This is a genomic window from Streptomyces sp. NPDC037083 (assembly GCF_055606485.1).
In genome coordinates, this window is record NZ_JBVJSQ010000014.1 from 196,445 (window position 1) to 222,191 (window position 25,747).

The following is a 25,747-nucleotide window of genomic DNA, read 5'->3' on the forward strand; positions in this document are numbered from 1 at the left end:
CGAACACCCTCACCCAGCACAGAAAGCACGACAACCATGCGAAAGAGAACCACCAGACTCATCGGCGTCGTCAGCCCGCTCGCTCTCGCGGGCACCCTCGTCGCCTGCGGATCGTCGTCGTCGGACACCGCAGCTCCGCTGAGCAACGCCGCCGACGCGAGCGATGCCAAGCACCCCGAGTGGAGCAAGTACACCTTCACCATCGGCGACAACGGCGGTGACGGCAGCCAGGAGCTGGCGAAGATCACCGGCGTGTTCGACAACGCGCCCTACAAGGTGAAGTTCGCCCGCTTCACCTACGGCCCGCCTCTCGTGCAGGCCGCCGCGTCGGGCGACATCGACCTCGGCAGCGTCGGCGACGTACCGCCGATCACGGGTGCCGCGAAGGAGTACGGCTTCAAGATCGTTGCCGTCAACCGCTCGCTCACGCCCGACCAGGCACTGGAGAACATCATCGTGCCGAAGGGCTCGAAGCTGAAGACGGCCGCCGACCTCAAGGGCAAGAAGATCGCTGTTCCGCAGGGCAGTTCGGCCCACGGCCTGGCCCTGAACGCGCTGAAGAGCGTCGGCCTCACCCCGAAGGACGTGAAGCTGACCTTCCTCGATCCGGCGGCAGGCGCGACGGCGTTCAACACCGGCAAGGTGGACGCCTGGTCGATCTGGAACCCGCAGTCGGCGATCGCGGTCAAGAACGGCGCGCGGATCCTGGTGAAGGGTCTCCCGCCGATCGACCAGACGAGCAGTTACTACGTCGCCAGTGACACGTCACTGAAGGACAAGGCCAAGCGTGCGGCTCTCACGGACGTCCTGAAGAGGCTGTCGCGGGAGTTCGCCTGGGCCGTCAAGAACCCCGACACATACGCGCAGGCGCTCTCGAAGGAGCAGGGCATCCCGCTGGCCGACGCCAAGGCGTCCCTGGCCGCCTACTCGAACCGGGTGACTCCGGTGGAGCAGTCGGACATCGAGCTGGAGCAGAAGCTCGCCGACGCCTTCCTGGAGGCAGGCCAGATCACCACGAAGGTCGACGTCAAGTCGATCACCGACAACCTCCTGCCGGCCGGCTACGACAGTTCCAAGCTGAAGGTCACCTCATGAGCGCGAGACGACGGCTCCACCTCAACGCCTTCCTCATGGAGGCGGGCCACCACGAGGCGGCGTGGCGGCTCCCGCACAGCAACCCCCGGGCGGACTTCGACCTGAGGCACTGGATCGAGCTGGCGCAGCTGGCCGAGAGCGCCAAGTTCGACTCGCTGTTCCTCGCGGACGGCCCGGCACTCGTCGGCACCGGCGAGTTCCGGCCGCCTGGCCAACTCGAACCGCTGACCCTGCTGACCGCGCTGTCCCAGGCGACCAGCAGGATCGGCCTCATCGCGACCGTGTCGTCGACCTACAACGAGCCGTACAACCTCGCCCGCCGACTCGCGTCGGTCGATCACGTCAGCGGCGGCCGCGCCGGCTGGAACATCGTCACCTCCGCCGGGGCCGACGAGGCCGCCAACTTCGGCCTCGACGACCGCCCCGGCCACGCCGAACGCTACGCCCGCGCCGATGAGTTCCTGAAAGTCGCCAAGGCGCTGTGGGACAGCTGGGAGTCCGAGGCCGCCGTCGCGGACAGGACCACCGGACGCTACGCCGACCCCGAGCGGCTGCACCGCCTCGACCACCGGGGCCGGTACTTCAAGGTGGCCGGCCCGCTCAATGTCGAGCGGCCCCCACAGGGCTACCCGCTGCTCGTCCAGGCCGGCTCCTCCGAGGACGGCAAGGACTTCGCGGCCCGCCACGCCGAGGCGATCTTCACCGCTCACACGACGTACGAGCGCGCGGCCGCCTTCTACGCCGACATCAAGGCCCGCACCAGGGCCGCGGGTCGCGACCCGGACGGTGTGATCGTCCTGCCGGGCATCGTCCCGTACATCGGGTCGACCGAGGAGGAGGCCCGGGCGCTTGCGCGGCAGTTCGACGAGCTGCGCGTTCCGGAGTACGGGCTGCGTCAGCTGGCCGCCGTGTTCGAGACCGAGCCGTCGGTCTTCGAACTCGACGACCCCCTGCCGGACTTCATTCTCGCCAGGCCGACCCTGGAAGGCTCGCAGAGCCGCTCCGACCTGATCATCGATCTTGCGGTGCGCGAGCAGCTCACGGTCCGGCAGATTATCTCCCGGCTGGGCGGCGGGCGCGGTCACTTCGAGTTCATCGGGACGCCCGAGCAGATCGCGGACACCATCATCGCCTGGTTCGAGGGCGGTGCCGCGGACGGGTTCAACATCATGGCGCCCGCCCTGCCGTCGGGCCTCGCGGCGTTCGTCGAGCATGTGCTGCCGATCCTGCGCGGCAAGGGGCTGTTCCGCGAGGAGTACGAGGGCACGACCCTGCGCGAGCACTACGGGCTCCCGGTCCCGGCGAACCAGTTCCATGACTGACCCGCTGGCGACTCCTGCCGCTTCCCGGAGCGGTGGGAGTACGCCCGCACTCCGGGTCGAGGGCCTTCGCAAGACCTACGAAGACGGTTTCACCGCCGTGGCCGGGCTCGACCTGGAGATCCCGGACGGCGCCTTCTTCGGCCTGCTCGGCCCGAACGGCGCCGGGAAGACCACGCTGATCGGCTCGGTGTGCAACATCGTCCGGCCCACCGCCGGCACCCTCTCCGTCTTCGGCCACGACCACCGCAGCCGTCGGGCCCGCAGGCTGTTGGGTCTGGCCGCGCAGGAGATCAACGTCGACCGGTTCCTGTCCATCCGGCAGATCCTGATCTACCACGCCGGATACCACGGCATCGGCCGGAGGGCGGCCGCCCGGCGCGCGGACGAACTGCTCGCCCTGTTCCGCCTCGACGACAAGGCCGACGTACGCGCCTACGAACTCTCCGGCGGCATGCAACGGCGCCTCGTCCTCGCGCGGGCCCTCATGCACCAGCCCCGACTGCTCATCCTCGACGAGCCCACGGCCGGCGTCGATGTCGAGCTGCGCTCGGAGATCTGGCGGGTCGTCAAGGGCCTCAATGCCGCTGGCACCACTGTGCTGTTGACGACTCACTACCTGGAGGAGGCGGAGACGTTGTGTGACGACATCGCGCTGCTGCGCGCGGGCCGGATCGTCGCCCGCGGCTCCGCCGCCTCGCTGCGGGAGCGGTACGCGGCCCGGGACATCTCCGAGGTCTACGACCGGGTCATCACGGCGGCGGAGGTCGCCTCGTGAGCGGCACCGAGGCCCCGGCCCTCCCGGCGTACGACGAACCGTTCCGGGCGGAGCGATCACCGTTCCTCTGGCTCCTGGAGCGCGAGGTCCTGCGCTTCCTCACGATCTGGCGCTACAGCGTCGTCGGCCCGGTGCTGTCGACCGTGCTGTTCGTCGTCGTCTTCGGGTCGGCCGTCGGCCGGCACGTCGACACGATCGACGGCATGGGCTACGGCAAGTTCATCGTGCCCGGCCTCTTCACCCAGGCCATCGTCAATGTCGGCTTCTTCAACGGGACGACCAGCCTGTTCGAGGCCCGGCGGGACCAGTACATCGACGACGTGTTTGCCAGCCCGCTCAGGTGGTGGGAGATCAACGCGGCACTGGTGGGCGGCGGAATCGCCCGAGGCGTCGTCGTGGGCGGGGGTGTCCTGGCGGTGGCACTCCCGCTCACCCACGGCGGCGCCCCGGCCCGCCCTCTCGTCCTGCTGCTCGGCACGCTCGGCGTGCTCCTGGTCGCCGCACAGGTCGGTGTGATCGCCGGCGGCCACGCGAAGTCCCTCGACCACGTCTACTCCATGGAGTCGATCATCGTGCTGCCGCTGGGCTTTCTCGGCGGTGTCTTCTACTCGGTCCATCAGCTACCGCCGTTCTGGGACGCCCTGAGCCGCCTCAACCCCGTCTTCTGGCTGGTCCAGGTCGAGCGGATCGGCTTCCTCGGCCAGGGCGACGTCGGCGCGGGTTGGGCCCTTGCCGTGGTCTGGGGCCTCGCGGCGGCGCTCACGGCCTGGTCGGCCGCGATGTTTGGCACCGGTCGCCTCAAGCCCTGAACCCCGCGACGGAAGGAGCGCAACGTCATGACGAGCACCGAACCGGAACAGACCCTGCCCACGGACGTGTTGGTGATCGGCGGCGGCCCCGCGGGCTCCTGGGCGGCGATCAAGGCCGCTCAGGCGGGAGCCGACGTAGTCCTGGTCGACAAGGGATACACGGGTGCGAGCGGAGCGACGGCCTCCGTCGGTACCGGTATCTGGTACGTCGACGACGGCCCCGAACTTCGGGAGGCCGCAATGGCGAGCCGCGAGGTGCTCGGCGGATTCCTCGCCGACCGGGACTGGATGGCGCGCGTCCTCGACGAGACCCACGCGCGCATGGACGAACTCGCCCGCGTCCAGCGCTACCCGTTCCCCGTCGACGCCCATGGCCGTCAGCTGCGCGGCGACCTCCAGGGGCCGGAGTACATGCGCCGGCAGCGGACCCGGGTACGGCGCCTCGGTGTCCGCATCCTCGACCACACCCCTGCCTTGGAACTCCTGACCGATACCGACCGCGTCGTCTCGGGGGCGCGGGCGCTCGACCGCACGACGGGCGAGACCGTCCGCATCGAGGCGAGGGCGGGACCTCACGCGGCGACGCCACGTCGACCTTGCGCGTGTTTCCAGCGCCTTCTGTCGCTGTCGGGTCTGAGCGCACCCGAGGGAAACCCTCCCACCCGCTCCCTCTGCAACTCCCTTCCGTGAACTCCGGTCCCGGCCCATTTCCTCCGTGACGACGGCTTTCCCGGAAACGCCGCTCCAGCGTGCCTGAATTCCGCGGAGCTCATTCGTCCTGCCCGCACAGCATTCTCCAGCCAGGAGTTCCCATGCCCGCATCCTCCGCACATCCCGGATCCGCTCCCGTCCGCTTCGCCTACTGGGTGCCGAACGTCAGCGGCGGTCTGGTCACCAGCACCATCGAGCAGCGCACCGACTGGGGTTACGAATACAACCGCGAACTCGCCGTCCTCGCCGAGAACAACGGCTTCGACTACGCGCTCAGCCAGGTCCGCTACATGGCCAGCTACGGCGCCGAGTACCAGCACGAATCCACAAGCTTCAGCCTCGCCCTGCTGCTCGCCACCCAGCGGCTGAAGGTCATCGCCGCCGTCCACCCCGGCCTGTGGCACCCGGGCGTCCTCGCCAAACTCGGCGCCACCGCCGACCACCTGTCGAACGGCCGCTTCGCCGTCAACGTCGTCAGCGGCTGGTTCAAGGGCGAGTTCACCGCGCTGGGCGAACCCTGGCTGGAGCACGACGAGCGCTACCGGCGCTCCGAGGAGTTCATCCGCGCCCTGCGAAAGATCTGGACCGAGGACCACGCCGAGTTCGCCGGTGACTTCTACCGGTTGCGCGACTTCTCCCTCAAGCCCAAGCCACTGAACAACCCCGAGCGCCCGCACCCGGAGGTCTTCCAGGGCGGCAACTCCACCGCCGCGCGCGCCATGGCCGGCCGCGTGTCCGACTGGTACTTCTCCAACGGCAAGGACTTCGAAGGCGTCACCGAGCAGATCCAGGACGTCCGCTCCTCCGCCGCTCAAGTCGGCCGTATCGCACCGAAGTTCGGCCTCAACGGCTTCCTCATCGCCCGCGACACCGAGGCCGAAGCCCGCGAGACGCTCCGCGAGATAGTCGCCAAGGCCGACACGCAGGCCGTGCACGGCTTCCGCGACGCCGTCCAGCAGGCCGGTCCGTCCACCGGTGACGGCAAGGGCATGTGGCAGGACTCCACGTTCGAGGATCTCGTGCAGTACAACGACGGCTTCCGCACGGGTCTGATCGGCACCCCTGAGCAGATCGCCGAGCGGATCGTCGCCTACAAGCGGCTCGGCGTCGACCTCTTCCTCCTCGGCTTCCTGCACTACCTGGAGGAGGTCGAGTATTTCGGCAAGCGAGTGCTGCCCCTGGTACGCGAACTGGAGGCACAGGCAGCCGCGTCCGAGTCCGCTGCCGCCCACGCCTGATCGCGGCCCGTACACGAAACGACGAACTGACGGGTCCTCCCATGGCAACTGTCCTGTCCGTCTTCGAAACCCCTCCGCCACCTCCTGCACCGCTCGGCTGCTGTGCCACCTGGACGAGCGGCTCATCGCGCAGGGGTCCGACGTCCTCTCGGCCAGGGCGGGTGGGGCCGGTCCCGAGTGTGCTGGAGCGGCTGTCCGCCTCGGACTGCTCGCCGTGACCGTGCCCGCCCGGTTCGGCGGCGCGGACGTCCGTGTGGACACGCTCGCCGAGATCTCCCGGCTGCTGGCCGCCGCCGACGCCAGCCGGCCACACTGCCGCCGCCCATGCGGTCTTCCGCAGAGCGGATCGCCGCGTGTTCTTCCGCGTGGGGTGGCCTGCGCCGCTCGTCCCGTCCTGGAAGGTCTCACCTTGGGCCTCTGTGATCTCGCCGCCGTGCAGCAGCCACGTGTGCAGTAACTTTCCTGCGAAACATGGGTGTTCCTGACCTTTCCGTTCAGTGTCGGGGCTGACATTGCTAGATCCCTGCGGTACGCCGTGGCAGGGCGGTGGCTGCACTCCGCAGGGTCAGGCCGCGCGGGAGCGGGTGCGCATGCTCGCTGCCGAGGGCTTTGCGAGGGGTGAGAAGAACACGGTGATCGCGAAAGAAGTGCGGGTCAGTGTCCGGTCGGTGGAGCGTTGGCGCCGGTCCTGGCGTGAGGGAGGGCGACAGGCCCTGCGCCCTTCGGGGCCAGCCAAGCGACCGAAGGTCGGCGACAGTGACTTCGCTGTGCTCGAGCCACTGTTGCTGGAAGGCGCGATGGCTCAGGGCTGGGCAGATGAGCGGTGAACGCTTGTCAGTGTGCCTCTGACGATCACTGATTACGCCTGGGTCATGGTCTTTTGCTTGAGGCGTTCGTAGGGGGTCTGGCCGCCGAGGCCGCCGTGGGGGCGATGGTAGTTGTAGTAGTCCTCCCACTTGAGTACCGAGGGACGCCGCCGACCTGTAGCCAGCTGAGAATGCGTAGGCGTAGTCGGCCAGGCCGGTCCCCACGAAGTATCGCCGAGCTCGTTCACCGGTGCGAGACGCCGTCCTCGGACGGCTGATGCCGTGCCAAGGGCTGCGACCGCCCCGGAGGTGGTTCACTTCTCAGAGCTTCACTTGGATTCGATCCGCCCCATGGGGGCGACGCTCTCCGACAAAGCCTTCTGCGCTGCCGTCCAACTGGTGTCCTCGATGCCGAGTGCGTGGCGAAGGTAGGCCCAGGTGACCCGTTGGATCAGGGCTACGCGCTCGGGGTTCTCGTCCGTCGTCTCCCGGACTTCGTAGCCGGCGATTCCGCCGAGGGAGTGCTCCGCGCCGAACAGAGTGAGCAGGCTCTTGCGCCCCGGGCTCAGGTGGTACGGGTCGGCGAGCCACTCCGGCCCTCTGACGGACAGCGGTAGCTCGTCCTTGTCCCCTGCGACCACGAGGGTCGGTGTGGTCATGTGCGCGAAGTCCGGTCCCTTCAACCACGGAAGGTTCTCGGCCGCGAAGGGAGTCAGGTCGGCTCCGCCCCTGCCGGCCGTAGCAAGCAGCACGCCCGCCTTGATCCGCGAGTCGGACAGGTCTTCTGCCTTCTTGCTCACCGGATCGAGGACGCGCAGGCCCAGGAGATTGCCCGCCGTCTGGCCGCCGAAGGAGTGTCCGGCTGCGGCAACGCGGCTTCGATCCAGGCGCCCGCTGAGACCGGGAACAGCGCCCTCCAGCAGATCAAGCTGGTCAAGGATGCGCTTCATGTCCTGGACCCGGAAGCGCCAGAGCCGCGGTGTGCGGAGATCGTCCTGGGGAAGACCCACGGTCCTGGAGTCGAGATGGGTGGGCTGAATCACCACGAAACCGTGAGCAGCCCAGAAGTCAGCCAGAGGACCATAGCCGTTCAACGACGACCCGAAACCGTGCGAGAAGACGATGATCGGCAGTTCGCTCCCGGTGGTCGGCGCGGAAATTCTCACCCGAAGGCCCTCACCGCGGCCCGGTGCTTCCAGCACTACCGGCTTCACCGAGACGATGGGGGCGGGGGCGGTGATGGCCACGTCCGTGGCCGCCGCCTCTGATGCAGTCATGGGCAGATCCTTCTTCACAATTCCGATGGGGGAAGCCGTCGAACAAGCCGGTCACGGTCGCGTCCTTCGCCTTGGCGGAGGGGGTGAGCCGTCGCGAGATACGCTAAAACCTGACGCTAACGTCAGAGGCAAGAAGTGTTGTCCGCCGCCCATCGGAGAGACATGATGCGTATCGGCGAGCTCGCCACCAGGACAGGCGTCAGCGTTCGGGCGCTGCGCTACTACGAGGAACAGAACCTGCTCGCCTCGGAACGCAGCCCCAGCGGCCAGCGGCAGTACCCGGACAGCGCGGTTGACCGTGTCCAGCTGATCCAGCAGTTGTACGCCGCCGGGCTGCCGAGCAGGTCGATCGCGGATCTGCTGCCGTGTGTCGTGAACGGTGAGGCCACGCCAGAGCTGATCGACCGGCTTTCGGCGGAACGGGATCGCATCGACAGCCGGATCGGCGATCTGGTGGGAGCCCGGGACAGGCTGGGCACCGTGATTGCCGCCGCCACCGTGAACTGGCGAACAGGCCAACACTGCCGACTCCAGTGAGCCCCCGTCAACTTGAAGTCGCAGGTCAAAGGGCTGGTGTGACCAGTTCTCGGCGTGCTCACCCTGGTCGTGGGCGGCAGTCTGCGGCGTAGATCGTTTGTCAGCGGTTGACTTCGAGGTTCGTCAGGACGAGCAGAGCGCGCAGGAGGTGGGTGGCGCGGGCGGGGTCGGTGCGGAGTTTGGTCAGGGTCCGCCAGTTCTTGAGGTGGACGAAGCCGTGTTCGACCGGTGCGACCAATGAGCCCGGGATGCCCTCTCATTGGGTAGCGGACCACACCCAGGGGGAATAATGAATCATCGCTCAGGCCGTGTACTCGGTATGACTGTCGCCGCGTTAATCGGCCTTGTCGGTTGCGGCAGCAGTAAGCCCTCCGACGGCTCTGCGTCCGAGTCCCGCTCGTCTGCCGTACCTGCGTACGTTGCCGCCTACCGTGCCGGATACACTGCGGGCAAGGCCGTCTACGACTCCTCGGGCAAGGGGGCGGCCGTGCGCGAGACCGTATGGGGCGGCTGTACGCGCCGGGCCCTACAGGCCGGCAGCGCCGCCGAGATGGATCGTGGTTCCTGGGTGCGGGGCTGCCTCAACGGCGTCGCCAACGCCCCTGAGCAGTTGCCCACCGGTCCCGTGACCAAGCGGACCACGGATGCGAAGCTGCTGGAGCGGTTCCGTGCCTGGGCTCGCACCAAGGGTGAAGCGCAGCTAGTCGACCACGTCCGCATGCTGGTCGCAGTCCAACTGACCGAACACGACTATGACGTTGAGTTGAGCACGGACTACCCGGCAGGGTCCGGAAACCCTGGATCTGAATCGCTTGCCCACAGTTTCGTCGAGTGGTGGGACGGTGACCATGGCCGGGACGGTATCGCCAGGAACGTTCTGGTCCTTGGGGCAGACGGAAAGAGGCTGACCGCAAAGCGCATCTGAGGAGCGTCAACGGCCCCGTAGCGCTGGATCTTCGGCAGCTTCGCCGAAAGTGCCGAATAGCCGGTTCCTGCGCGCTGTAGCCGGGCGGCATCTACGACCCGGTGCATGCTGGATCCCGAGATGTTGGAACGGATCACCGCGCGACGCGTGGAACTGGACGAACTCGAAGAACAGCTGGCCAAGCAGCTGGCGGAGGTACGGGCCGAGCGGGACGAACTCGCCGTCAACGAACGTGTCCTTGAGCGGATGAGCGAGCAGCTCGCCGACGAGCGCGCCTCGGCCGCGCCGGCGCCCGGACAGGTCGGCGGACAGGCTGTGATGCTGATCCCGCACCGCGCGCCGGACGTGGAGGAGACCATGCTCCCGACGGACTACCAGCGCATCCTCGCCGCCGTGCGGCAGGCCGCCGGACCGGTCATGGCCCGGCAGGTCGGCGAGATGCTGGGAGTGGACGTCAGCGTGCGGGGCAAGCTGGAAACGCTGCGTTCGAAGCTGGTCAGACTGACCGACCGCGGGTGGCTGCGGAAACTGCCCGACGGCCGGTTCACCACCCGCCTGTGACCTGTTCCGCCTCCCGGAGCGGTGCAGCCCGGGCGTAACCGGGGTGCCCTTGGCGGCCGTTGGAAGGGCGGCCCCTGCCTTGCGGCGCCCGGCCCTCCGGCAACAGCACGATCCGTGTAGTGCCCGTCCCCACCGGTCCCCGTCGAGATGCCGTACGGCGAGATCGGCGAGGCCATTGGGAAGTCCGCGGCGACGGTACGGCAGGTCGCGCGGCGGGCACGCGAGCACGTGGCCGCCCGGCAGCCGCGCATGCGGGTGAGCCGGGCCGAGCAACCGGAGAGAGCAGTCCCCGAGGGCGAGGGCGGCGTGATGTCTGACGCCCAGCCGATACGGGACACCATCGCTCTAGACGGTGACGGGTCCTGCATCGCCGAGGCACGTCACCGTGCGGGGGACTTCCTTACCCGCGTCCAGGCTGATCACGGCCTGCCGGTGTCCGCGCGCGCCATGGACCTGACGCAGCTGGTGGTCAGCGAGCTCGTCACCAACGCCCGCAAGTACGCGCCCGGACCGGTGCTGATGGAGCTGCGCATTGTCGGGGACCTGGTGGAAGTGGTCGTGTGGGACAGCGATCCGGTCCTCCCGGTGGCCCGGGCCACCGACGCGGGCAGAGTCGGCCAGCACGGCCTGGAGATCGTCATGGCCGTCGTCCAGAGCTACGAGGTCCACCGGGAGCCGGTCGGCAAACGCATCACCGCCCGCATCGTCCTGCCCGACGACCCGGGCGGTGACATCACCGGACGCCGCCCCCGGTAGCAGCCAGTGCTCCCCCTGTCCTCACCGTCCTTTCCTGGCGGGCCTGCGCCGGTGAAGACGACGATCAGCGCGCTGATCACGGCCAGCACCATGCGCTGGAACGGGTATCCGTCGGCTGTTCGGGCACACGAGACGTCATGCACGGACAACATGCGCGTCCCACCAGCAGCAGTCTCATCGGCCAGGCCTCCACAGCCGAGACATCGCCGCCCGGTCACGACGGCGCCAAGCACTCACGCCGAGGGCGGCGCACCGGCCGCCTGCGCCGCCGCATCCTCGCCTACCGGGCAATCGATTTCCTGTCCACGCACATCCCGGACGACCCCGGCCCGGGCGACGAATGCCTGCTCCTCGTGCACACCCGCCAGGTCGTCGGCCAGGTCCGCTACCGGATCTGCACTGACTGCGCTCAGGGCGTCATTACCTCCGTCGCCATCAACGAGCGCTTCCACAGCACCGGCCTGGGCACCCGTGCGCTGTCACACCTACGGTCCCGCCACCCGGGACTGACCTGGCGCAGCACGCTACGCAAGCGCACCACCCGTGATCTCCTGCGGCGGATGCGCATTCCCACAACCACTTCTGCCACGCCCTGCCCGCACGCTCACCAGGCACTCTCTGCCCCGGCCGGTCCGATACTCGCCAGCGGCTGACCCCAACGCTCACCAGTCACAGCGCGCGGTGGAGAGGGCACCCCCTCATCCTGGGCCTGCCTTAAAGGGCGGTATATGAGCCATGCCTGTTTTGGGGTGCACCTCAGGCTGAGCGACCGGTCGCGATGGCGTGCTTGACGTACGTCACCGCGCCGCGCGGCGGAGCCGGCATGGGGGACCAGTGGTGGGGCATGCGAGGCGAAAAGGGCGTGGGCCGACCGCGGTTTCGGTGCCGCCCGTCGACGTCGAGAACCTCTTAGGGGTGAGAAAGTGAAGGGCTTCCGCAGCTTCATCCTGCGCGGCAACGTGGTCGACCTGGCCGTCGGCATCGTCATCGGGGCTGCGTTCACCGCCGTGGTGAACGGCTTCGTCAGCGCCTTCCTGACACCACTCGTCGGGCTGGCCACCGGCGCCACCGGCGACATGAGCCGCAAGACCTTCACCCTGGGCAACACCGAGTTCCCCTACGGCGCCTTCATCAACGCGGCGATCAGCTTCCTCCTCCTCGCCAGCGCCCTGTACTTCCTGGTCGTGCTCCCGATCAACAAGCTCCACGAACGCCTCGCCCCGCACCAAGACGTCCAGGCCCCCAAACGGGACTGCCCCGAATGCCTCAGCCCCGTACCCGCCCAGGCCCGGCGCTGCGCCTCCTGCACCGTCTCCCTGCCGGCCGTACCCGCTCAGGCGGGGGAGACAACCCAGCGCGCCGGGTGACCCGACCTCCATGGCCCGGCCTGCGTTGCCGGGCCCGTCGCGGGCACTCCCGTGGTGACCGTAGGGGCGCGTTGGCGCTGAGGGCGAGCATGGGACCTCCCCGTGACTGTCGGCCTGGGTCCGATCAGGGGGCCGGTCTTCAGGGTGCGGCCGAACGGTTGACGCCGCATGTCGTACCGCAGCTGCCGGGGGCCCGTCGGCACCACCCGCTCAAGAGGTCACGGCCCATGGAATCGCAGGGTCTCCCGGAACCGCATGCGGTCGACCAGCGGCACGTCCTGCATCTGGTCGGCGAGGACCTGGCCCTCGTTGTCGACTCTCACGAACGGGTCCCCGTACATGGTGCACCGCGCCTCGAACAAGTATGAGATCTCGCTATGCCGGTCGGTCGGGATCCCGGGGGACCGGGTGCCGCCGTCGTGGAGCTGGATGGTGAAGCCTTCGACGCAAGTGCACGACATGGCGGGAGGGTCCCAGCGGCCCGGAGCCTCAGCTTGCTCCCGGCGCGGCGCGTACGGGCGGTCCCCAAGGTTGACGGCGGGGAAGATCGCCAATCGGCCCCGCAGGATGACGCCTCGGCGCATTCTCTGGCGTTCGCGTGTGGATTGGACGTCCGAGAGCACCGACGGGGCCCACAGGGGCGTACAGCGATTTCCGCAGGTCGGTGGTCTGATCACCGGTGATCCGTGTGACGGATGCCCGATCTGCGCGACTCCGCGCGGAGCGCGGGCCCCGGGACAGCCGTCTCCCAGGGAGACGCCGGGGCCGGCCATCGCGTCGTTCCCAGCGGATGCGCAGGCGGCGGAAGCCGTGCAGCCGGGCGATCGTCCGCTCAACGACCCATCGAAAGGTGCCCAGGCCGGTGCCGTGTGGCTGGCCTCGTTCGGCGATCGCGGGCCGGATGTCGCGCTGGCGCAGGAGCCGGCGGTAGTTGTCGTGGTCGTAGCCGCGGTCGGCGAAGAGCATGTCGGGCCGTCTGCGCGGCCGGCCGACGACTCCGGCCACGGCTGGGATCTTGTCCAGCAGGGGCAGGAGTTGGGTGACGTCGTTGCGGTTTCCGCCGGTCAGCGGCACCGCGAGCGGGATGCCCTGGCCGTCGGAGAGGACGTGGTGCTTGCTGCCCGGCCGTGCGCGATCGACCGGGCTGGGTCCGCTTTTGGGCCCCTGCGTCCAGCCCGGACGTGAGAAGAATCGATCACCGCCCGGTCCAGCTGATTCTTCGAGCGCAGCGTGTTCAGCAGCAGTTGGTGGAGCTGGTCCCAGACGCCGGCTTCGTTCCAGGCTGCCAGGCGGCGCCAGCACGTCATGCCCGAGCCGAAGGCCAGTTCTTGGGGCAGATACTCCCACTGGATGCCGGTATGCAGGACAAACAGGATGCCGCACAAGGCCTGGCGGTCGGGCACCCGCGGCCGCCCCTCGACCTGCTTCGGCGGCGGCTCGGGCGGCAACGGCTCGATGAGCGACGACAGTTCGTCCGACACGATTCACGGCCGCGACTGACGCTTTCCCATGACCACATCAACGAGCGATCAAGCCGACAGTCACATGATCAACCGCTTTTGTTAGAGCCAGTACAGAACCAGGCATGTTTGCCGTCTGGATACACTGCCCCGTCGGGAGGAGCCTTTCCTCTGCCCGTGCCGGGACGGCGGCAGGCGGCTTGATGTGAAGGAGTCCGAGCGTGGATGCCCCACATGTGGTGGGCCGGCCCCCGGTGGTGCCCGGGAGGGCCGTGTTGGAGGTGAGCCCGTTGCCCGGTCGTTCCGGGATACGTGCCTGCGGTGAGATCAGCGTCCTCACTCGCCCGTCGTGGGAGCAGGCCCTGTCCGAGCTGGCCCGGCGGCACGCGGGCGTGTCGTACGTGGAGCTGTCGGATGTGGCGTTCGTCGACGTGGCCGGGGTGAGTGCGCTGGCGGTCACCGCCATGAATCTGCCCGACGGGAGGGTTGTGGTCGAGAATCCCCCGCCGCAGCTGCCGCGGGTTTTGGAGATGTTCTGGCCGGGCCTGGACCGGATCGAGGTGGCTCTGTGATGAGCACGGTGACCACCCAGGACGCGTTCGTGCACCCTGCCCTTTTCTACCGCACCGAGCAGGAGTACACGCGGCAGACGGTGGCCTTCCTGCGCGAGGGCCTGACCGACGGCGAGCCGATGGCCGTGGCGGTGCCCGGCCCCAATCTTGAGCTGATCCAGGCAGGTCTGGGCGTGGACGCCGAGGGCATCCTGTTCCTGGACATGACCGAGGTCGGCCGCAACCCGGGGCGGATCATCCCCAAGGTGCTGCGCGGGTTCGCCGACGCCCACCCGAAGGGGCGTGTGCGGATCATCGGCGAGCCGATCTGGGCCGGGCGCAGCGCGGTGGAGTACCCGGCGTGCGCGCAGCACGAGGCGCTGATCAACGCCGCGTTCGAGGGCAGAGCGGTGACGATCCTGTGCCCCTACGACGAGGTGCGGCTGGATCCGCAGGTGATCGCCGATGCGCGGGTTACCCACCCGACCCTCATCAGCGGGGAGGGCCGCGAGTCGGTCAGCGACGTCTACGACTGGCAGGCGGTCGTCTCTCGCTACAACCAGGAGCTTGCACCTGCACAGGACGCCGCGGCCTTCTCCTACGGTGATGAGGACCTTCCGGCGGTCCGCCAGTTCGCTCTTGCTCAGGCGGCGCGGATGGGACTGGCCGGGGAGCGGCTGATGGATGTGCAGCTGGCGGTCGCGGAGCTGACGACCAACAGCGTGGTCCACGGCGGAGGCCGCGGGACACTCGCCATCTGGGCCGAGCAGGGGCAGTTGGTGTGCGAGGTCCGCGATGAGGGTCGGCTGACCGATCCGCTGGCCGGCCGCCGCCCGCCGGAGCACGGCCAGCTGGGCGGCCGGGGCCTGATGCTGGTCCACTACGTGTCCGACCTGGTGCGCGTGCACACCGGCGACGACGGCACGACGGTGCGCTTCTACCTCAGCCTGTAACCGCACGCGTGTGCGGCCACCCAAGCAGAAGCGGGCAGGCGGCCGCCCGGACACCGGACCTCCGTCGCCGACTTCCTGCTGGCGGAGGTGCTCAGACGGCAGCCCGCCGCGACCCCGGACACCCGGCCGGTCCTGACGAGGAGCGTGCCAGTCCTGCCGCGAGCAGGACACGCCGCCCGGTGGGGCAGCGTCCCCGAGCGGCGCCCGGTGCGGTGGACGAAGCAGCCCGGATGGAGGCGGTACGACATCTTCGACACCCGGCCGGACGGGGCTTCGACCGCATTGCCGCGATGGCCGCACGGCTGTTCCGGGCGCTGTGGCAAGCGTGACGGTCGTTGGAGGAGCCCGGTTCTGGTTCAAGGCCGCCCACGGGCTGGACGGCGTCAGCGAGATCAGCCGCGAACCCGCTCCGTGCGACTCGACCGCAACGTGAAGCACTTGTGTCCGAAATCGTCAGGAGGTGTGCGGATAGATTCTGGTGGTGACCTCTGAACCTGTGGAGAAGCTGTTCGCTGATGTGTGCGGGACGTTGGCCCGTGCGGGCTTTGATGTGTCGTCGGCTGGCGATGAGGGCAGGCCTGGTCTGCGGGTGTGGCGGGAGACGGACTCGGTGCTGGTGGAATGGGTGCCCGGCAGCGAGTTGGATCCTGCGGGGCGGGAGGATGCGGGATTCGATGGCATTCGCGCTGCTCTGCGGTCAGCACTGTTGGCGATACTTACGCAAGCCGGTCATGCCGTGCAGGTGGACCGCGAGAGCGGTGAGGTACGGGTCAGGCTGCTTGCGTGACCGTGGGCCACAAGATCGCGGTGCCCTCAGGCCGTGGTGGTCCGGCACCCTCCTGACAAAGGCAGCCGACGCGCCGCACGGCCATGCCAGGAGCAGGCTGGGAGGCGTGACCAGCGCTCCGATTGTCGTACACCAGCCCTCGCGCACCGGCGGCCGGAGTGTCACCGTGCACTCGCACGGTCGGGACGAGATCCTCGGCACCGCCTACAGCGATCACGATCTTGTGGTGTTCCTCGAAGCCGCGGGCGTCGACGATCCCGAGGGCGTGCTGGACGATCCACGCTGGGTGGAATGGCGCGCCGGCGGACCACACGAGTGGAGCGCGCCCTGAATGTGGTGGCGTGGTGTACGGGTCCACCACGGCCGCGAGGTGGCGGTGTCAGTGGGTGGTGAGCATGCCTTCGCGGAGCTGGGCCAGAGTGCGTGATAGCAGTCGGGAGACGTGCATCTGGGAGACGCCGAGCCGTTCGCCGATCTGGGCCTGGGTCAGTTCCTCCACGAACCTCCAGTGCAGGATCCTGCGCGACCGCTCATCGAGATCGGCGATCATCGGAGCGAGTGCGTGGAAGTCCTCCACCAGTTCCAGTGCGCCGTCCTCGTTGCCGATGAAGTCGGCCAGGGCCGTCTCGCCGTCCTCGCCGTTGCCGATCGCGGCGTCCAGGGAGGAGGAGCGGTAGCCGTTGGAGGCCAGACGCGCCTCGATGACCTCCTCCTCGTCCAGGTTCATCAGCTGGGCCAGTTCGGCCACGGTGGGTGTGCGGCCCAGGCGGCTGCTCAGCTCCTCGGTGGCGCGCGCCAGATGGACGCGGGCCTCCTGCAGGCGGCGCGGAACGTGCACGGCCCACGTGGTGTCACGGAAGAACCGCTTGATCTCTCCCACGATGTAGGGGATCGAGAAGGAGGTGAACTCCACCTCGCGGGAGAGCTCGAACCGGTCGATGGCCTTGATCAGGCCGATCACACCGACCTGCACGATGTCCTCCATCTCCTCCTGGTCCCGGCTGCGGAAACGGGAGGCCGCGTAGCGGACCAGGGAGACGTTCATCTCGATCAGCGTGTTGCGCGCGTACTGGTACTCCGGCGTGCCCTCTTCCAGCTGGTTCAGCTGCTGGAAGAACAGGCGGGTGAGTTCACGCGCGTCTTTCGGAGCGACCTTCGACGGGTTGGCCACCTCCGGCATTTCAACGCACCGAACATCTGCCGTCCCCACTGCCGTATCCGTAATCATGTGTCCCTCCCCTTTCGGCCATGCCGCCCCGGCCCACTTCAACTCGCCGCTGCCGCGCCTACCCCTTCCCCCCGCCTTCATGCCTACTCCTTCCGAGGAGCAAGCAGGTCGGCAAACCGCTCTACGGCCTGCATCACCCTCCAGGAGTGACACGACCGTCTGCCGCCCGCTTGCCGCCCGCCTGGCCTGTGTCATGGCCGTGCGCGGTGTCGTATGTGGCGCCACCCGTACGCGGGACACCACACCGTCGATACCGACGCGTACCGAGTCGCGGCGGTTGACCGCGTCCGAAAGCGGCGCAGGCCACCACGCGCAGGACCACCCCTTCGGCAGGAGTCAGGATTCCGATGCCGTCGTTATCTTTCGTGTGGGAGTACACGGTGAGCAACGCATCGACGGGGAAAGCCAAGGCACGCGGACTCTCGTCGGGTGTGCGGCTTACCGCGGAGATCTGGCTCGTCGCGCGCTGAGGCTCATGCTGGAGGACGCCGGAACCCGGATCCTGGGGATACACAGCGACACGGCTTTTGGCCCCTGCCTCTCCTCGCACTGCCCCATGGCAGGCCACCTGACGCTCGGAGGGGGACTTGTCCGAGTACGGGGCGGCGGCTGACCTGGTGTGTGTGGCTTGTCGACAGGTGGTGGGCGGGCGAGGTGTACGAGCTGGGGTTCCGCTGGCAGAAGCCGTGCCGCCGGCCACGCATCCGGGAATGTCTCACCACCGGCTGGTCAGGAGTAATTGTCAATATGCGTGGATGAGCTGGCCTGGGGAGGGCTTGTTTTGTTAGTCGGCCGTGAGGTTGCTCGGTTCCTCTCCGCGATACGGTATCCACCAGTATCCGGGCTGGAACACTTCGTAGTCGGTGCTCGGGGCGAGTTCGGCATGCAGCTTTTCGCAGAGCACGAGTCCGTGGAGGCTGCCGTCGTCCAGTTCGTCTGACCACTCGCACCTTAGCTCAGCAGGGTCCAGGAGTGATTCCGGATCCCAGCCGACTTTCGCGGCGACATATCCGTGGAACTGCGCGAGCAGTTCGTAGAGTTGGTGTCCCAGTTCGGTCAGCTCTGCTGCGGTGAGCTGGAATCTGGGGAGGCTGCCGTCCAGGCCACAACCCCAGCTGACGGCCACGGGCAGGATCGAGAGCTCGATGTATGAGCCCACCTTCGCCAGCATCGGCCGGTGGAGAGGGATGCGGTGGGCGCCCGCGCGAAGCACCCATGGCCTGGGGTCGATGCGGGCGGCAGCCTGTGCCGCCTCGGCGTTGTCGCCAAAGTTCACCACGAGCATGAAACAGATCGCCACGGCTCTTCTGCCTCCCCGGCCCCACGGCCTCACGCAGCCCGCGTTTCAATACGTTCGACGAGGATGCCATTCTCGAACCTGGCGCCCGCGCGGACCAGGGGCACAAGGTGAGATCCGGTGATCGCCCGCCAGCGTGCCTGGGCGGACTCCACGAGCTTGAATACCATCGCGAGGGCAGCGGCCGGGCTTCCGGCCCCGCGGGTGACCTTGGTCCGTAGCTTGACCGTGGAGAACGTCGACTCAATCGGGTTCGTAGTCCGCAGATGGACCCAGTGCTCGGCGGGGAAGTCGTAGAACGCCAGCAGCTCGTCCAGGTCGTCGGTGACCTTCGCGGCGGCTTTGGGCCATTTGGTGCCGTAGTCCTTCGCGAACGCACGGGCCGCCTGCTCGGCATGTGCGCGGTCCTCGGCGTTGTAGATCTCCTGCAGGGCCTTGCGGGCCCCGGTGTGCACGGACTTCGGCAGGGAGTTGATCACGTTCCTGGTTTTGTGAACCCAGCACCTTTGATGTCTGGCCTGCGGAAACACCTCCGCCAGAGCCCGCCACAGGCCCATCGCCCCGTCCCCGACCACCAGGGCCGGATCCTTCATTCCCCGCCGCCGGCAGTCGCGCAGCAGGTCGGCCCATGATTCGGTGGACCCCCGCAGACCCTCCGCGAGTCCGATCAGCTCCTTGGTGCCATCACCGAACTCACCGCCGTTGCTTGATGGGTTGAGCGCCTGAGGTGTCTACACCGCCCGGCGCCGCCCACCCACCCCCGCACCCGGCCCGGACTGGGCAACCCCGGCCGATCCCGGCGATCCGGCTGCGCCCCGGCCCCCGGACCAGAAAGCGGGGGAGTGGGAAATACCCCGCATCCCGCCGCAGTACGAGCGAGCTGTCCTCGCCGGCGCGGTGGTGCGGGAGAAGTTGCGCACCGCCACCGCCACCGCTACTGCTGTGCGGGGCCGGGCGTGCGACGTCTTCGCGCACCAGCAGGCGGTGATGCCCGAGCAGCTGCTCGCGCCCGCGCCGCCGCCCCCGAGCACGAGGACCAGGAGCCGGACGCCGGGAGGCGATCGACCTGACGGCGCTGCGGGCCCTGAGGGAGTCGCGCACGGACGTGGGAGCCCTCGATCTCGCGGCCGAGCGGCTGTGCCACCTCGGTGCCGCCTTCACCGCGGCGGCCGACCGAGCCCGGGCCACCATGGACCGCTACGCCGAACAGGACGATTCCGACGCGGCGCGCTCGCGTCCGGTGCGTCAGGGCGACGAGCGGGCGCACCGCCCGCAGGAGCCCGGACCGCACCGAGGCCGGGAGGCCGCCCACTGAGTGGATCCGATGCCGCGCACCCGATGCCGTGGTGCGCACGGACGCTCCGGCACCCTCTCCACCGAGTGGAGTCCACCGGCCCGGAAGTGGACGACATCGTGGGGGAGTGCGTGGGCACTGTCACGTTGGCTGACTGCGAGCGCGTACGTCCGTGGGTCACGGGCTTCTTCCGCAAGCTTCTGGACCGGCCGCTCGGCGGCGCCTGCTGAGCGGTGATGCTGAGGGCGTTCGGTAGAGTTCCGGGGTGCTGGCTGTCTGGTCGGTGCCTTCCTGGGGGGGATGACGAGACGAGGAACATGCCGGAGCAAGCGAGCCCGCCTGTGATAGCACCGAGCGGGCCTGTGGCCGCACCGGTCGAGGCGGCACGGATGGCGGCGGTGCGCCGGTACGACATTCTCGACACTCCGCCGGACGGCGCCTACGACAGAGTCGCGGCGCTGGCGGCACGGTTGTTCGAGGTGCCGGTGGCGACGGTGACGATCGTTGACGAGGACCGAATCTGGTTCAAGGCCGCGCACGGCCTGGAAGGCGTCAGCGAGATCGGCCGCGATCCGGGCCTGTGTGCCTCGGCGGTGCTCACCGATGACACCACCGTCATCCCCGACACTCTGCTGGACCCGGTCGCCTGCTCCAACCCGCTGGTCGCCGGCCCGATGGGCGTACGGTTCTACGCCGCCGCTCCGATCATCACCGCCGACGGGTACCGGCTGGGCACGGTCAACATCCTCGACACCCGCCCCCGCGAGATCAGCGAGGCCGATGCCTCCACCCTCGGGGACCTGGCCGCGGTAGTGCGTGACCAGCTTGAGCTGCGGCTGTCGGCACTGAACGCGGTACGCGCCGAGCAGGAGCGCCGCAAGGTCGAGCAGGAGAAGCGCCAGGCGGAGGAAGAGGCCCGCCAGCGTGCGGAGCGGGACAAGGCGGCCATCGCCGCGTTCGCCTCCACCTTGCAGCGCACCCTGGTCCCCCCGGCACTTCCCGCGGTACCGGGCCTGGAGCTGGCCTGCCACTACAAGACCGCCTCCCCGCAGGAAGTGGGCGGGGACTTCTACGACGTCTTCCCCGTGGGCGGGGGCCGGTGGGCGTTCTTCCTGGGCGATGTGTGCGGCAAGGGCGCCGAAGCCGCCTCGATCACCTCTCTGACCCGCTACACGCTGCGGGCCGCAGCTCTCGTCGACGCGGACCCCACGGCTGCGCTCAAGGCCCTGAACACCGCGCTGTTGCTGGACGCGGCGGTCGGTACCCGCTTTTGCACCGCCGTCTTCGGCCTGCTCGACCCGGCCCGGGATGGCGGTTTCACTGTCACGCTGGCCACCGGCGGTCACCCGCCCGCCTACCACCTGAGCCCAACCGAGGGCGGCGGCGTGCGGGTGGAGGCGGCCCGCGCCAAGGGCGGCATGTTGGTCGGCGCGTTCGCCGAAGCCGCCTTCGCCTCACGCACTCTGCACCTGGCACCCGGCGAGGGATTGCTGCTGTACACCGACGGGCTGACCGAGGCCCGCACCGCCGATGGCCGCATGCTCGCCGACACGGGCCTGACCGACTTCCTGGCCCGGCGGCCGGCGCCGGTCAGTGCCGGCGCCCTGATCGACGACACCGTCGCGCTCCTAGACACCCTTCCCGACACCGAACGCGACGACGTGGCCTTGCTGGCCCTGTCCGTCCCCACTCCCGATGCTGTTCCCGCCGGCATCACCACCACCGCCCACAGCGCCGCCGCCCCGACCGCCGACGTCTCCGTCGGGCAGGAGAACCCACGCCCATGACCGACGCATTCCACATCGACGTCCCGCACACCGACGGTGCCCTGGCCGTGATCGCCCTGTCCGGCGAGTTCGACATCGCCGCCGCACCCGCCGTACGGGCCCGCGCCCTGAAACTCATCGCGAACGGCCACCCTGACCTGGTCGCCGACCTCTCAGGCGTCACCTTCTGCGACTCCTCAGGACTGGGCGCCCTCGTCGGCATCTGGCGCTGCGCCAAGGACGCCGACGGCTCCCTGACCCTGGCCGCTATCCCCGACCGGCTGGGCCGCCTGCTCAGCGTCACGGGGATGGACGCCTTCCTGCCCGCCTACTCCAGCGCCGACGCCGCGCTCGCCGCACGCCAAGGCAACCGCACCACCGCCTGAAACCCCTCGCTCGCCAGGCAATAGCTGGCTAGCACTGCACAGCCCGGCCGTTCTCCGCCGGCCGGCGCCGGGGCATGGCCAAACGCGCGCCGCGACCAACATATTGGTTGCGACGCGCGCTCATCCCCTCCGCCGTGGCGCTACACGTCGAGCGGCGGCGTGCAGCACACCGGATGCTGCACCCATGTCACAACATTGGGCGCAACCAGGCAGTTTCTGCCTATGTCCATCGTTCGTGGCTGGAAACCGACAGGGGGAGATGTCTAGTTAAGGCGTGTTGTCCGACCATGATCATCTGGTGAGATCCTGAGCCACGCAGCTCTTCGCTGCGCGCTGAGGTCCTTCTCCCTGTGGGGGTTGGGCCTTTCTTCATGTTGAGGCGATTCGGAAAAAGGAGAGGGCCCACCACGGGCTTCCGGGGAGTTGCAACGTGGCGGGCCCTTGAGCCACAGATCGAAATGTTCGAGCGCAACGTGCGCGGCCTTTTCCCTGCGGGTGCCGACCAACACCCGCTCTGCGGCTGGCTGCTGGCGCGAGGCAGTCCACAGGGCCGTGGTCGTTGCCGCGAAGGTCCCTACCGCAGACAGCCATTGCGGGGCCGTCCCCGACCATTGCGAGGTCGTCGCGGGGTCTGCCCCGCCACAGGACAACCAATGAGAGGTCACCGCAGCAACATAGCTATTTCCATATAAATCGGTGTGTTCACACGCGGAAGGCTAGTGAACGGTCTTCTTGGACGCGCTACGTCTGCACGCGATCGGCCTGGGCTTCCTGTCCGTGAACCGATCGGTTAGAGCCTGTCCGGGCGATCTTGTCTGGTGGTTTCTAATGGCCGAGAGAGCCGATGAAGCGGTCCAGCCGTGAGACGACTTGGTGCAATACGTCAACGGATCCCGTGGCGTCGTCCGCGAGCTCCAGTGCGTGATCCGCTGAGGGAACTTCCAGGACGTCATGTCGTAGGGACTCGGCGATCCGTGAGTCCCACAGCCTGTCGGCGCTGCCGCCGATGAGGAGGGTCGGCGCTTGGGCTCGCTGGAGGGCACGGGCCACGTGGCCGATGGTCAGGACAGGAGTGAGCCAGGCCGCTGCGATGTCTCGCTCGGCTGCGATGCCGCAGGCGAGTGAGCCCAAGGACTTGCCGACAAGGAGGCGACAGGCCCCTGCCTCGGCGTCGACGGCCTGAGTGACCTGCCGCTCCACCCACGCGATCCGGTCGTCCACGGTGAACTGCGAGAAGTCTTCTGGGATCTGCCACCACAACTCCTGGACCGTCCAGCCGCGCTGGAGGAGCACGCCGCGAGCGAAGTGCAGCAGTGGCCTGGCGGGCGAGTAACCGACGCCTGGAAGGACGACTGCGACACGGTCAGGGGCACCATCGAAGCGGGTGGGCATGGCGAAGGGGGAGGGATCGGGCATGGCCGCAGGCTACTAGCCAGCTGATCATGTGACTGGCGTCCTGTCGGATCGTTGTTCGGGACATGGGGCGAGGTGATCTGACGGATGCCGAGTGTGAGCGGCTTGAGCCGTTCCTGCCGGTCAGCAATGGGCGGTGTGGCCGGTGGCCGGATCACCGACAGGTGATCGATGGGATTTTGCACCGGGTGCGGACCGGGGTGCAGTGGCGGGATCTGCCTGAGCGGTTCGGGCCGTGGAAGACGGTCCATGAGCGGCCATCGGCTGTGGTCAGCAGATGGCACCTGGGAACGCCTGCTGCAGCAGGTGCAGGCCGCGGCGGACGCTGCGGGCGAGATCGACTGGGACATCTCGGTTGACTCCACGATCGTGCGTGCCCATCAGCATGTGGCAGGCGCCCGTACCGATGCGCCGCCGACCGGCTGCTGATCCTTGATCCCCGCCACCTGATCAGCCGGGCCTTCGGATGGCTGCCGATCTGGGACATCCGGTTCCCGCCGTAGGGCGCACCAAGCCCACCGGCCGCCGCAAGATGGCCGCCCGGGCCAAGCAGACCCTGCGCCACTGCAGTGGGCTGTACGTCAGCGACGTCCTGCACGTGATCACTCGCGACGAAGGCACCACGCGCCGGGTCTACGACGACGCCGACCTCAAGGCCGCCTACACCGCCCAGGGCCAGCGCATCGCCGACGCCGCGATCGACTATCCCGGCACCTGGATCGTCATCGAGGTCACCACCACCCAGCTGCGCCGCGAAGCCGCCACTGCCGTACCCGGCGAATCACAGATCGAGGACATCGACAAACTCCGGGACCCGTTCTTCAAACGGTTCTTCGAGGGACTGCACCCGAGCAACTTCGCCGAAGGTGTCGAACTCCAGGGGCAGTACGGGAATAGAAGCTCCGTTCCAGGGGGCGGGCCTGCCGCCTGCTGCTGTGCATCCGCACGGCCCGGCGGCGTAGAAGATGGAGGCAGGGCTCCCGTTCTGTGTTTCCCCCGAGCCCGGACGGGAGGCCGCCTGCCCCGGCCGATGGTTGGGGCGGGAATGCCTGCGCGGGAGAGCTGCACAGTCCGCACATCGGTCACGGCGGTCACGTGACGGCATCAGCGTTTTCACCGGGCAGCAGGCTCTTGGTCACCGGTGGTGCCGATGGTGAACTACGCATCAGGACTCTGCCGTCGGCAACGTTGGGTGAGCGGCCGGAGACCTGATGCTCAGTGGCACTGGAGCGCGACGCCTGCGTCCGACTCCTGGCCAAGCTCCTAAAACGGCGCACCACTGTGTCCGTCCGGGGCTGTGATCAGGCCACGCCGCCCGCCCTGAAGTCGTCTGTTCGGGGTACTCGCGTGCCCATCGGATGGTCGGGCCCATGAGACGGCCCGGCCTGCAGGAACGCAGAGGGACGGGAGGTGGCCGTCGTGTCGAGCACGCAGTCGCACTATGCCGGGTCCGACCACAGCACGGACCGCTCTGGCCAGGAGCCGGTGGGCGAGCTGGTGCAGCGCGCCTCGCAGCAGCTGACCGAGCTGGTGCGCGGCGAGCTGAGGCTGGCCCAGGCGGAGATGAAGGAGAAGGGCAAGCGCTACGGCAAGGGCGGTGGCCTGTTCGGCGGCGCCGGAGTCGTCGGCTTCCTGATGGCGCAGGCGCTGGTCGCCACCGCGATCGCCGCGCTGGCGGTGCTGCTGCCGGTGTGGGCGGCGGCGCTGATTGTCACCGCGGTGCTGGGTGTGATCGCCGCGATCATGGCCATGAGTGGAAAGAAGCAGGTCGACCAGGCCACGCCGCCCGCACCCGAGCAGACGATCGAGAACGTCAAGGCCGACGTGGCCGAGATCAAGGAGAGTGCCCACCGATGACCCAGCCGCCTCATGACGAGCCCACCGCCGCCGGCCCCGACGAGTTGCGCGAGCAGGTCGAGCAGACCCGTGAAGAGCTCGGGCAGACGGTCGAGGCGCTGGCGGCCAAGACCGACGTCAAGGCGCGCGCCCAGGAGAAGGCCGCCGAGGTCAAGGAGCAGGCCGCCGCGAAGGCCGGCGAGCTGAAGGAGCAAGCGGTTGTCAAGGCCGGGGAACTGAAAGCGAAGGCTGCCGACCTGGCACACCAGGCGCAGGACAGGCTGCCCGACCCGGTCAAGGACCAGGCCGCCCGGGCCGCCGAGCAGGCTCGGGCGAAGGCAGCCCATGCCGGTCAGCTGTGGGAGGAGAAGGCGCCCGAGCCGGTACGGCAGAAGACAGCCCAAGGGGCGCAGCTGGCGCGGGACAATCGCAAGGTGCTGCTGGCGGCCGCGGGCGTGGCCGTCGTGGTGTGGCTGGCCTGCCGCCGCCGGAAGGGGTGAGCCGGGTGAAGGCATCCAAGATCGCTTACAAGCCGGTCGGTCTGGCGCTCGGGGCGTGACCGCCCGTGGGCGCAGTCGGCGGCGCCCGGCGCAAGCA

The 25,747-nt window shown here is 68.6% G+C and carries 28 protein-coding genes and 5 pseudogenes; 25 read left to right on the plus strand and 8 right to left on the minus strand.

Annotated elements, in window-relative coordinates:
• Positions 1-36: 36 nt before the first annotated feature.
• The 8 genes and pseudogenes from ACZ7DE_RS32265 to ACZ7DE_RS32300 all read left to right on the plus strand — a co-directional run bounded on the left by ACZ7DE_RS32265 (position 37) and on the right by ACZ7DE_RS32300 (position 6,777).
• Positions 37-1,095, plus strand: a complete 1,059-nt coding sequence (locus ACZ7DE_RS32265; RefSeq protein WP_470767423.1) for an aliphatic sulfonate ABC transporter substrate-binding protein — start codon at positions 37-39, stop codon at positions 1,093-1,095.
• Positions 1,092-2,417, plus strand: a complete 1,326-nt coding sequence (locus ACZ7DE_RS32270) for an LLM class flavin-dependent oxidoreductase (protein ID WP_470767425.1) — start codon at positions 1,092-1,094, stop codon at positions 2,415-2,417. Before ACZ7DE_RS32265 ends, ACZ7DE_RS32270 begins: the two co-directional genes overlap by 4 nt.
• Entirely contained in the window at positions 2,410-3,192 is a 783-nt protein-coding gene (locus ACZ7DE_RS32275; protein WP_470767426.1) for an ABC transporter ATP-binding protein, read from the plus strand. Before ACZ7DE_RS32270 ends, ACZ7DE_RS32275 begins: the two co-directional genes overlap by 8 nt.
• Entirely contained in the window at positions 3,189-4,001 is an 813-nt protein-coding gene (locus ACZ7DE_RS32280) for an ABC transporter permease (RefSeq protein ID WP_470767428.1), read from the plus strand. Before ACZ7DE_RS32275 ends, ACZ7DE_RS32280 begins: the two co-directional genes overlap by 4 nt.
• Positions 4,002-4,028: 27 nt before the next feature.
• The gene (locus tag ACZ7DE_RS32285) at positions 4,029-4,691 is read left to right on the plus strand and encodes an FAD-dependent oxidoreductase (protein WP_470767430.1); all 663 of its coding nucleotides are present in this window, start codon (positions 4,029-4,031) and stop codon (positions 4,689-4,691) included.
• Between the two features lie 122 nt (positions 4,692-4,813).
• On the plus strand, positions 4,814-5,950 hold the full coding sequence (sfnG, locus tag ACZ7DE_RS32290) for a dimethylsulfone monooxygenase SfnG (protein ID WP_470767432.1): 1,137 nt from the start codon (positions 4,814-4,816) through the stop codon (positions 5,948-5,950).
• A gap of 109 nt (positions 5,951-6,059) precedes the next feature.
• Positions 6,060-6,254, plus strand: a pseudogene (locus tag ACZ7DE_RS32295) (SfnB family sulfur acquisition oxidoreductase); the annotation flags it as partial.
• 280 nt (positions 6,255-6,534) lie between these two features.
• On the plus strand, positions 6,535-6,777 hold the full coding sequence (locus ACZ7DE_RS32300) for a helix-turn-helix domain-containing protein (RefSeq protein ID WP_470767434.1): 243 nt from the start codon (positions 6,535-6,537) through the stop codon (positions 6,775-6,777).
• A 32-nt stretch (positions 6,778-6,809) separates the two neighbouring features.
• Here ACZ7DE_RS32300 and ACZ7DE_RS32305 read toward each other — a convergent pair.
• Positions 6,810-6,908 (minus strand): annotated as a pseudogene (locus ACZ7DE_RS32305) (integrase core domain-containing protein); the annotation flags it as partial.
• Between the two features lie 177 nt (positions 6,909-7,085).
• Positions 7,086-8,033, minus strand: a complete 948-nt coding sequence (locus ACZ7DE_RS32310; RefSeq protein WP_470767435.1) for an alpha/beta hydrolase family protein — start codon at positions 8,031-8,033, stop codon at positions 7,086-7,088.
• A gap of 165 nt (positions 8,034-8,198) precedes the next feature.
• Between ACZ7DE_RS32310 and ACZ7DE_RS32315 the strand changes: the two genes are divergently transcribed.
• Positions 8,199-8,570: a MerR family transcriptional regulator gene (locus ACZ7DE_RS32315; RefSeq protein ID WP_470767581.1), complete on the plus strand. Its 372-nt coding sequence runs from the start codon at positions 8,199-8,201 to the stop codon at positions 8,568-8,570.
• 100 nt (positions 8,571-8,670) lie between these two features.
• On the opposite strand, the gene ACZ7DE_RS32320 is transcribed toward ACZ7DE_RS32315, so the two are convergent.
• Positions 8,671-8,808, minus strand: a complete 138-nt coding sequence (locus ACZ7DE_RS32320) for a hypothetical protein (RefSeq protein WP_470767437.1) — start codon at positions 8,806-8,808, stop codon at positions 8,671-8,673.
• Between the two features lie 249 nt (positions 8,809-9,057).
• Between ACZ7DE_RS32320 and ACZ7DE_RS32325 the strand changes: the two genes are divergently transcribed.
• The 5 genes from ACZ7DE_RS32325 (at position 9,058) to mscL (ending at position 12,179) form a co-directional block, all read left to right on the plus strand.
• A complete protein-coding gene (locus ACZ7DE_RS32325) occupies positions 9,058-9,495 on the plus strand; it encodes a hypothetical protein (RefSeq protein ID WP_470767439.1) in 438 nt (145 codons plus the stop codon).
• 105 nt (positions 9,496-9,600) lie between these two features.
• A complete protein-coding gene (locus ACZ7DE_RS32330; protein WP_470767440.1) occupies positions 9,601-10,056 on the plus strand; it encodes a hypothetical protein in 456 nt (151 codons plus the stop codon).
• A 309-nt stretch (positions 10,057-10,365) separates the two neighbouring features.
• Positions 10,366-10,812, plus strand: a complete 447-nt coding sequence (locus tag ACZ7DE_RS32335) for an ATP-binding protein (RefSeq protein ID WP_470767583.1) — start codon at positions 10,366-10,368, stop codon at positions 10,810-10,812.
• A gap of 137 nt (positions 10,813-10,949) precedes the next feature.
• Positions 10,950-11,465 (plus strand): hypothetical protein, encoded by a 516-nt coding sequence (locus tag ACZ7DE_RS32340; RefSeq protein ID WP_470767442.1) that lies wholly within the window; start codon positions 10,950-10,952, stop codon positions 11,463-11,465.
• A gap of 270 nt (positions 11,466-11,735) precedes the next feature.
• The gene (gene mscL / locus ACZ7DE_RS32345; protein WP_470767443.1) at positions 11,736-12,179 is read left to right on the plus strand and encodes a large conductance mechanosensitive channel protein MscL; all 444 of its coding nucleotides are present in this window, start codon (positions 11,736-11,738) and stop codon (positions 12,177-12,179) included.
• Between the two features lie 774 nt (positions 12,180-12,953).
• Here mscL and ACZ7DE_RS32350 read toward each other — a convergent pair.
• Positions 12,954-13,663, minus strand: a pseudogene (locus tag ACZ7DE_RS32350) (IS5 family transposase); the annotation flags it as partial.
• A gap of 197 nt (positions 13,664-13,860) precedes the next feature.
• Between ACZ7DE_RS32350 and ACZ7DE_RS32355 the strand changes: the two are divergent.
• The 4 genes from ACZ7DE_RS32355 (at position 13,861) to ACZ7DE_RS32370 (ending at position 16,261) form a co-directional block, all read left to right on the plus strand.
• Entirely contained in the window at positions 13,861-14,211 is a 351-nt protein-coding gene (locus ACZ7DE_RS32355) for an STAS domain-containing protein (protein ID WP_470767445.1), read from the plus strand.
• The gene (locus ACZ7DE_RS32360; protein WP_470767447.1) at positions 14,211-15,143 is read left to right on the plus strand and encodes an anti-sigma factor RsbA family regulatory protein; all 933 of its coding nucleotides are present in this window, start codon (positions 14,211-14,213) and stop codon (positions 15,141-15,143) included. The genes ACZ7DE_RS32355 and ACZ7DE_RS32360 overlap by 1 nt, the downstream gene beginning before the upstream one ends.
• Positions 15,144-15,624: 481 nt before the next feature.
• Positions 15,625-15,930: a hypothetical protein gene (locus ACZ7DE_RS32365; protein WP_470767448.1), complete on the plus strand. Its 306-nt coding sequence runs from the start codon at positions 15,625-15,627 to the stop codon at positions 15,928-15,930.
• A 106-nt stretch (positions 15,931-16,036) separates the two neighbouring features.
• Positions 16,037-16,261 carry a hypothetical protein gene (locus ACZ7DE_RS32370; protein ID WP_470767450.1) on the plus strand — a complete coding sequence of 75 codons (225 nt, stop codon included), beginning with the start codon at positions 16,037-16,039 and terminating at the stop codon, positions 16,259-16,261.
• Positions 16,262-16,309: 48 nt separating this feature from the next.
• On the opposite strand, the gene ACZ7DE_RS32375 is transcribed toward ACZ7DE_RS32370, so the two are convergent.
• The 3 genes and pseudogenes from ACZ7DE_RS32375 to ACZ7DE_RS32385 all read right to left on the minus strand — a co-directional run.
• Entirely contained in the window at positions 16,310-17,158 is an 849-nt protein-coding gene (locus tag ACZ7DE_RS32375; RefSeq protein WP_470767452.1) for an RNA polymerase sigma factor SigF, read from the minus strand.
• Positions 17,159-17,942: 784 nt separating this feature from the next.
• On the minus strand, positions 17,943-18,458 hold the full coding sequence (locus tag ACZ7DE_RS32380; protein ID WP_470767453.1) for a hypothetical protein: 516 nt from the start codon (positions 18,456-18,458) through the stop codon (positions 17,943-17,945).
• Between the two features lie 29 nt (positions 18,459-18,487).
• Positions 18,488-19,153: pseudogene (locus ACZ7DE_RS32385) on the minus strand (IS256 family transposase); the annotation flags it as partial.
• Between the two features lie 407 nt (positions 19,154-19,560).
• On the opposite strand from ACZ7DE_RS32385, the gene ACZ7DE_RS32390 reads away from it, so the two are divergent.
• The 3 genes from ACZ7DE_RS32390 (at position 19,561) to ACZ7DE_RS32400 (ending at position 21,901) form a co-directional block, all read left to right on the plus strand.
• Positions 19,561-19,770 (plus strand): hypothetical protein, encoded by a 210-nt coding sequence (locus ACZ7DE_RS32390; RefSeq protein WP_470767455.1) that lies wholly within the window; start codon positions 19,561-19,563, stop codon positions 19,768-19,770.
• A 341-nt stretch (positions 19,771-20,111) separates the two neighbouring features.
• Complete coding sequence (locus ACZ7DE_RS32395; protein ID WP_470767456.1) at positions 20,112-21,536, plus strand: PP2C family protein-serine/threonine phosphatase; 1,425 nt, start codon at positions 20,112-20,114, stop codon at positions 21,534-21,536.
• Complete coding sequence (locus ACZ7DE_RS32400) at positions 21,533-21,901, plus strand: STAS domain-containing protein (protein WP_470767457.1); 369 nt, start codon at positions 21,533-21,535, stop codon at positions 21,899-21,901. Before ACZ7DE_RS32395 ends, ACZ7DE_RS32400 begins: the two co-directional genes overlap by 4 nt.
• Before the next feature lie 825 nt (positions 21,902-22,726).
• On the opposite strand, the gene ACZ7DE_RS32405 is transcribed toward ACZ7DE_RS32400, so the two are convergent.
• Entirely contained in the window at positions 22,727-23,317 is a 591-nt protein-coding gene (locus ACZ7DE_RS32405; RefSeq protein ID WP_470767458.1) for an alpha/beta fold hydrolase, read from the minus strand.
• Between the two features lie 62 nt (positions 23,318-23,379).
• Here ACZ7DE_RS32405 and ACZ7DE_RS32410 point away from each other — a divergent pair.
• The 4 genes and pseudogenes from ACZ7DE_RS32410 to ACZ7DE_RS32425 all read left to right on the plus strand — a co-directional run.
• A pseudogene (locus ACZ7DE_RS32410) lies at positions 23,380-23,728 on the plus strand (IS5 family transposase); the annotation flags it as partial.
• Between the two features lie 52 nt (positions 23,729-23,780).
• Positions 23,781-24,413 (plus strand): hypothetical protein, encoded by a 633-nt coding sequence (locus ACZ7DE_RS32415; RefSeq protein ID WP_470767460.1) that lies wholly within the window; start codon positions 23,781-23,783, stop codon positions 24,411-24,413.
• A 386-nt stretch (positions 24,414-24,799) separates the two neighbouring features.
• Positions 24,800-25,171, plus strand: a complete 372-nt coding sequence (locus ACZ7DE_RS32420; RefSeq protein ID WP_470767585.1) for a phage holin family protein — start codon at positions 24,800-24,802, stop codon at positions 25,169-25,171.
• Positions 25,168-25,650 (plus strand): DUF3618 domain-containing protein, encoded by a 483-nt coding sequence (locus ACZ7DE_RS32425; protein ID WP_470767461.1) that lies wholly within the window; start codon positions 25,168-25,170, stop codon positions 25,648-25,650. The genes ACZ7DE_RS32420 and ACZ7DE_RS32425 overlap by 4 nt, the downstream gene beginning before the upstream one ends.
• Positions 25,651-25,747 lie beyond the last annotated feature (97 nt).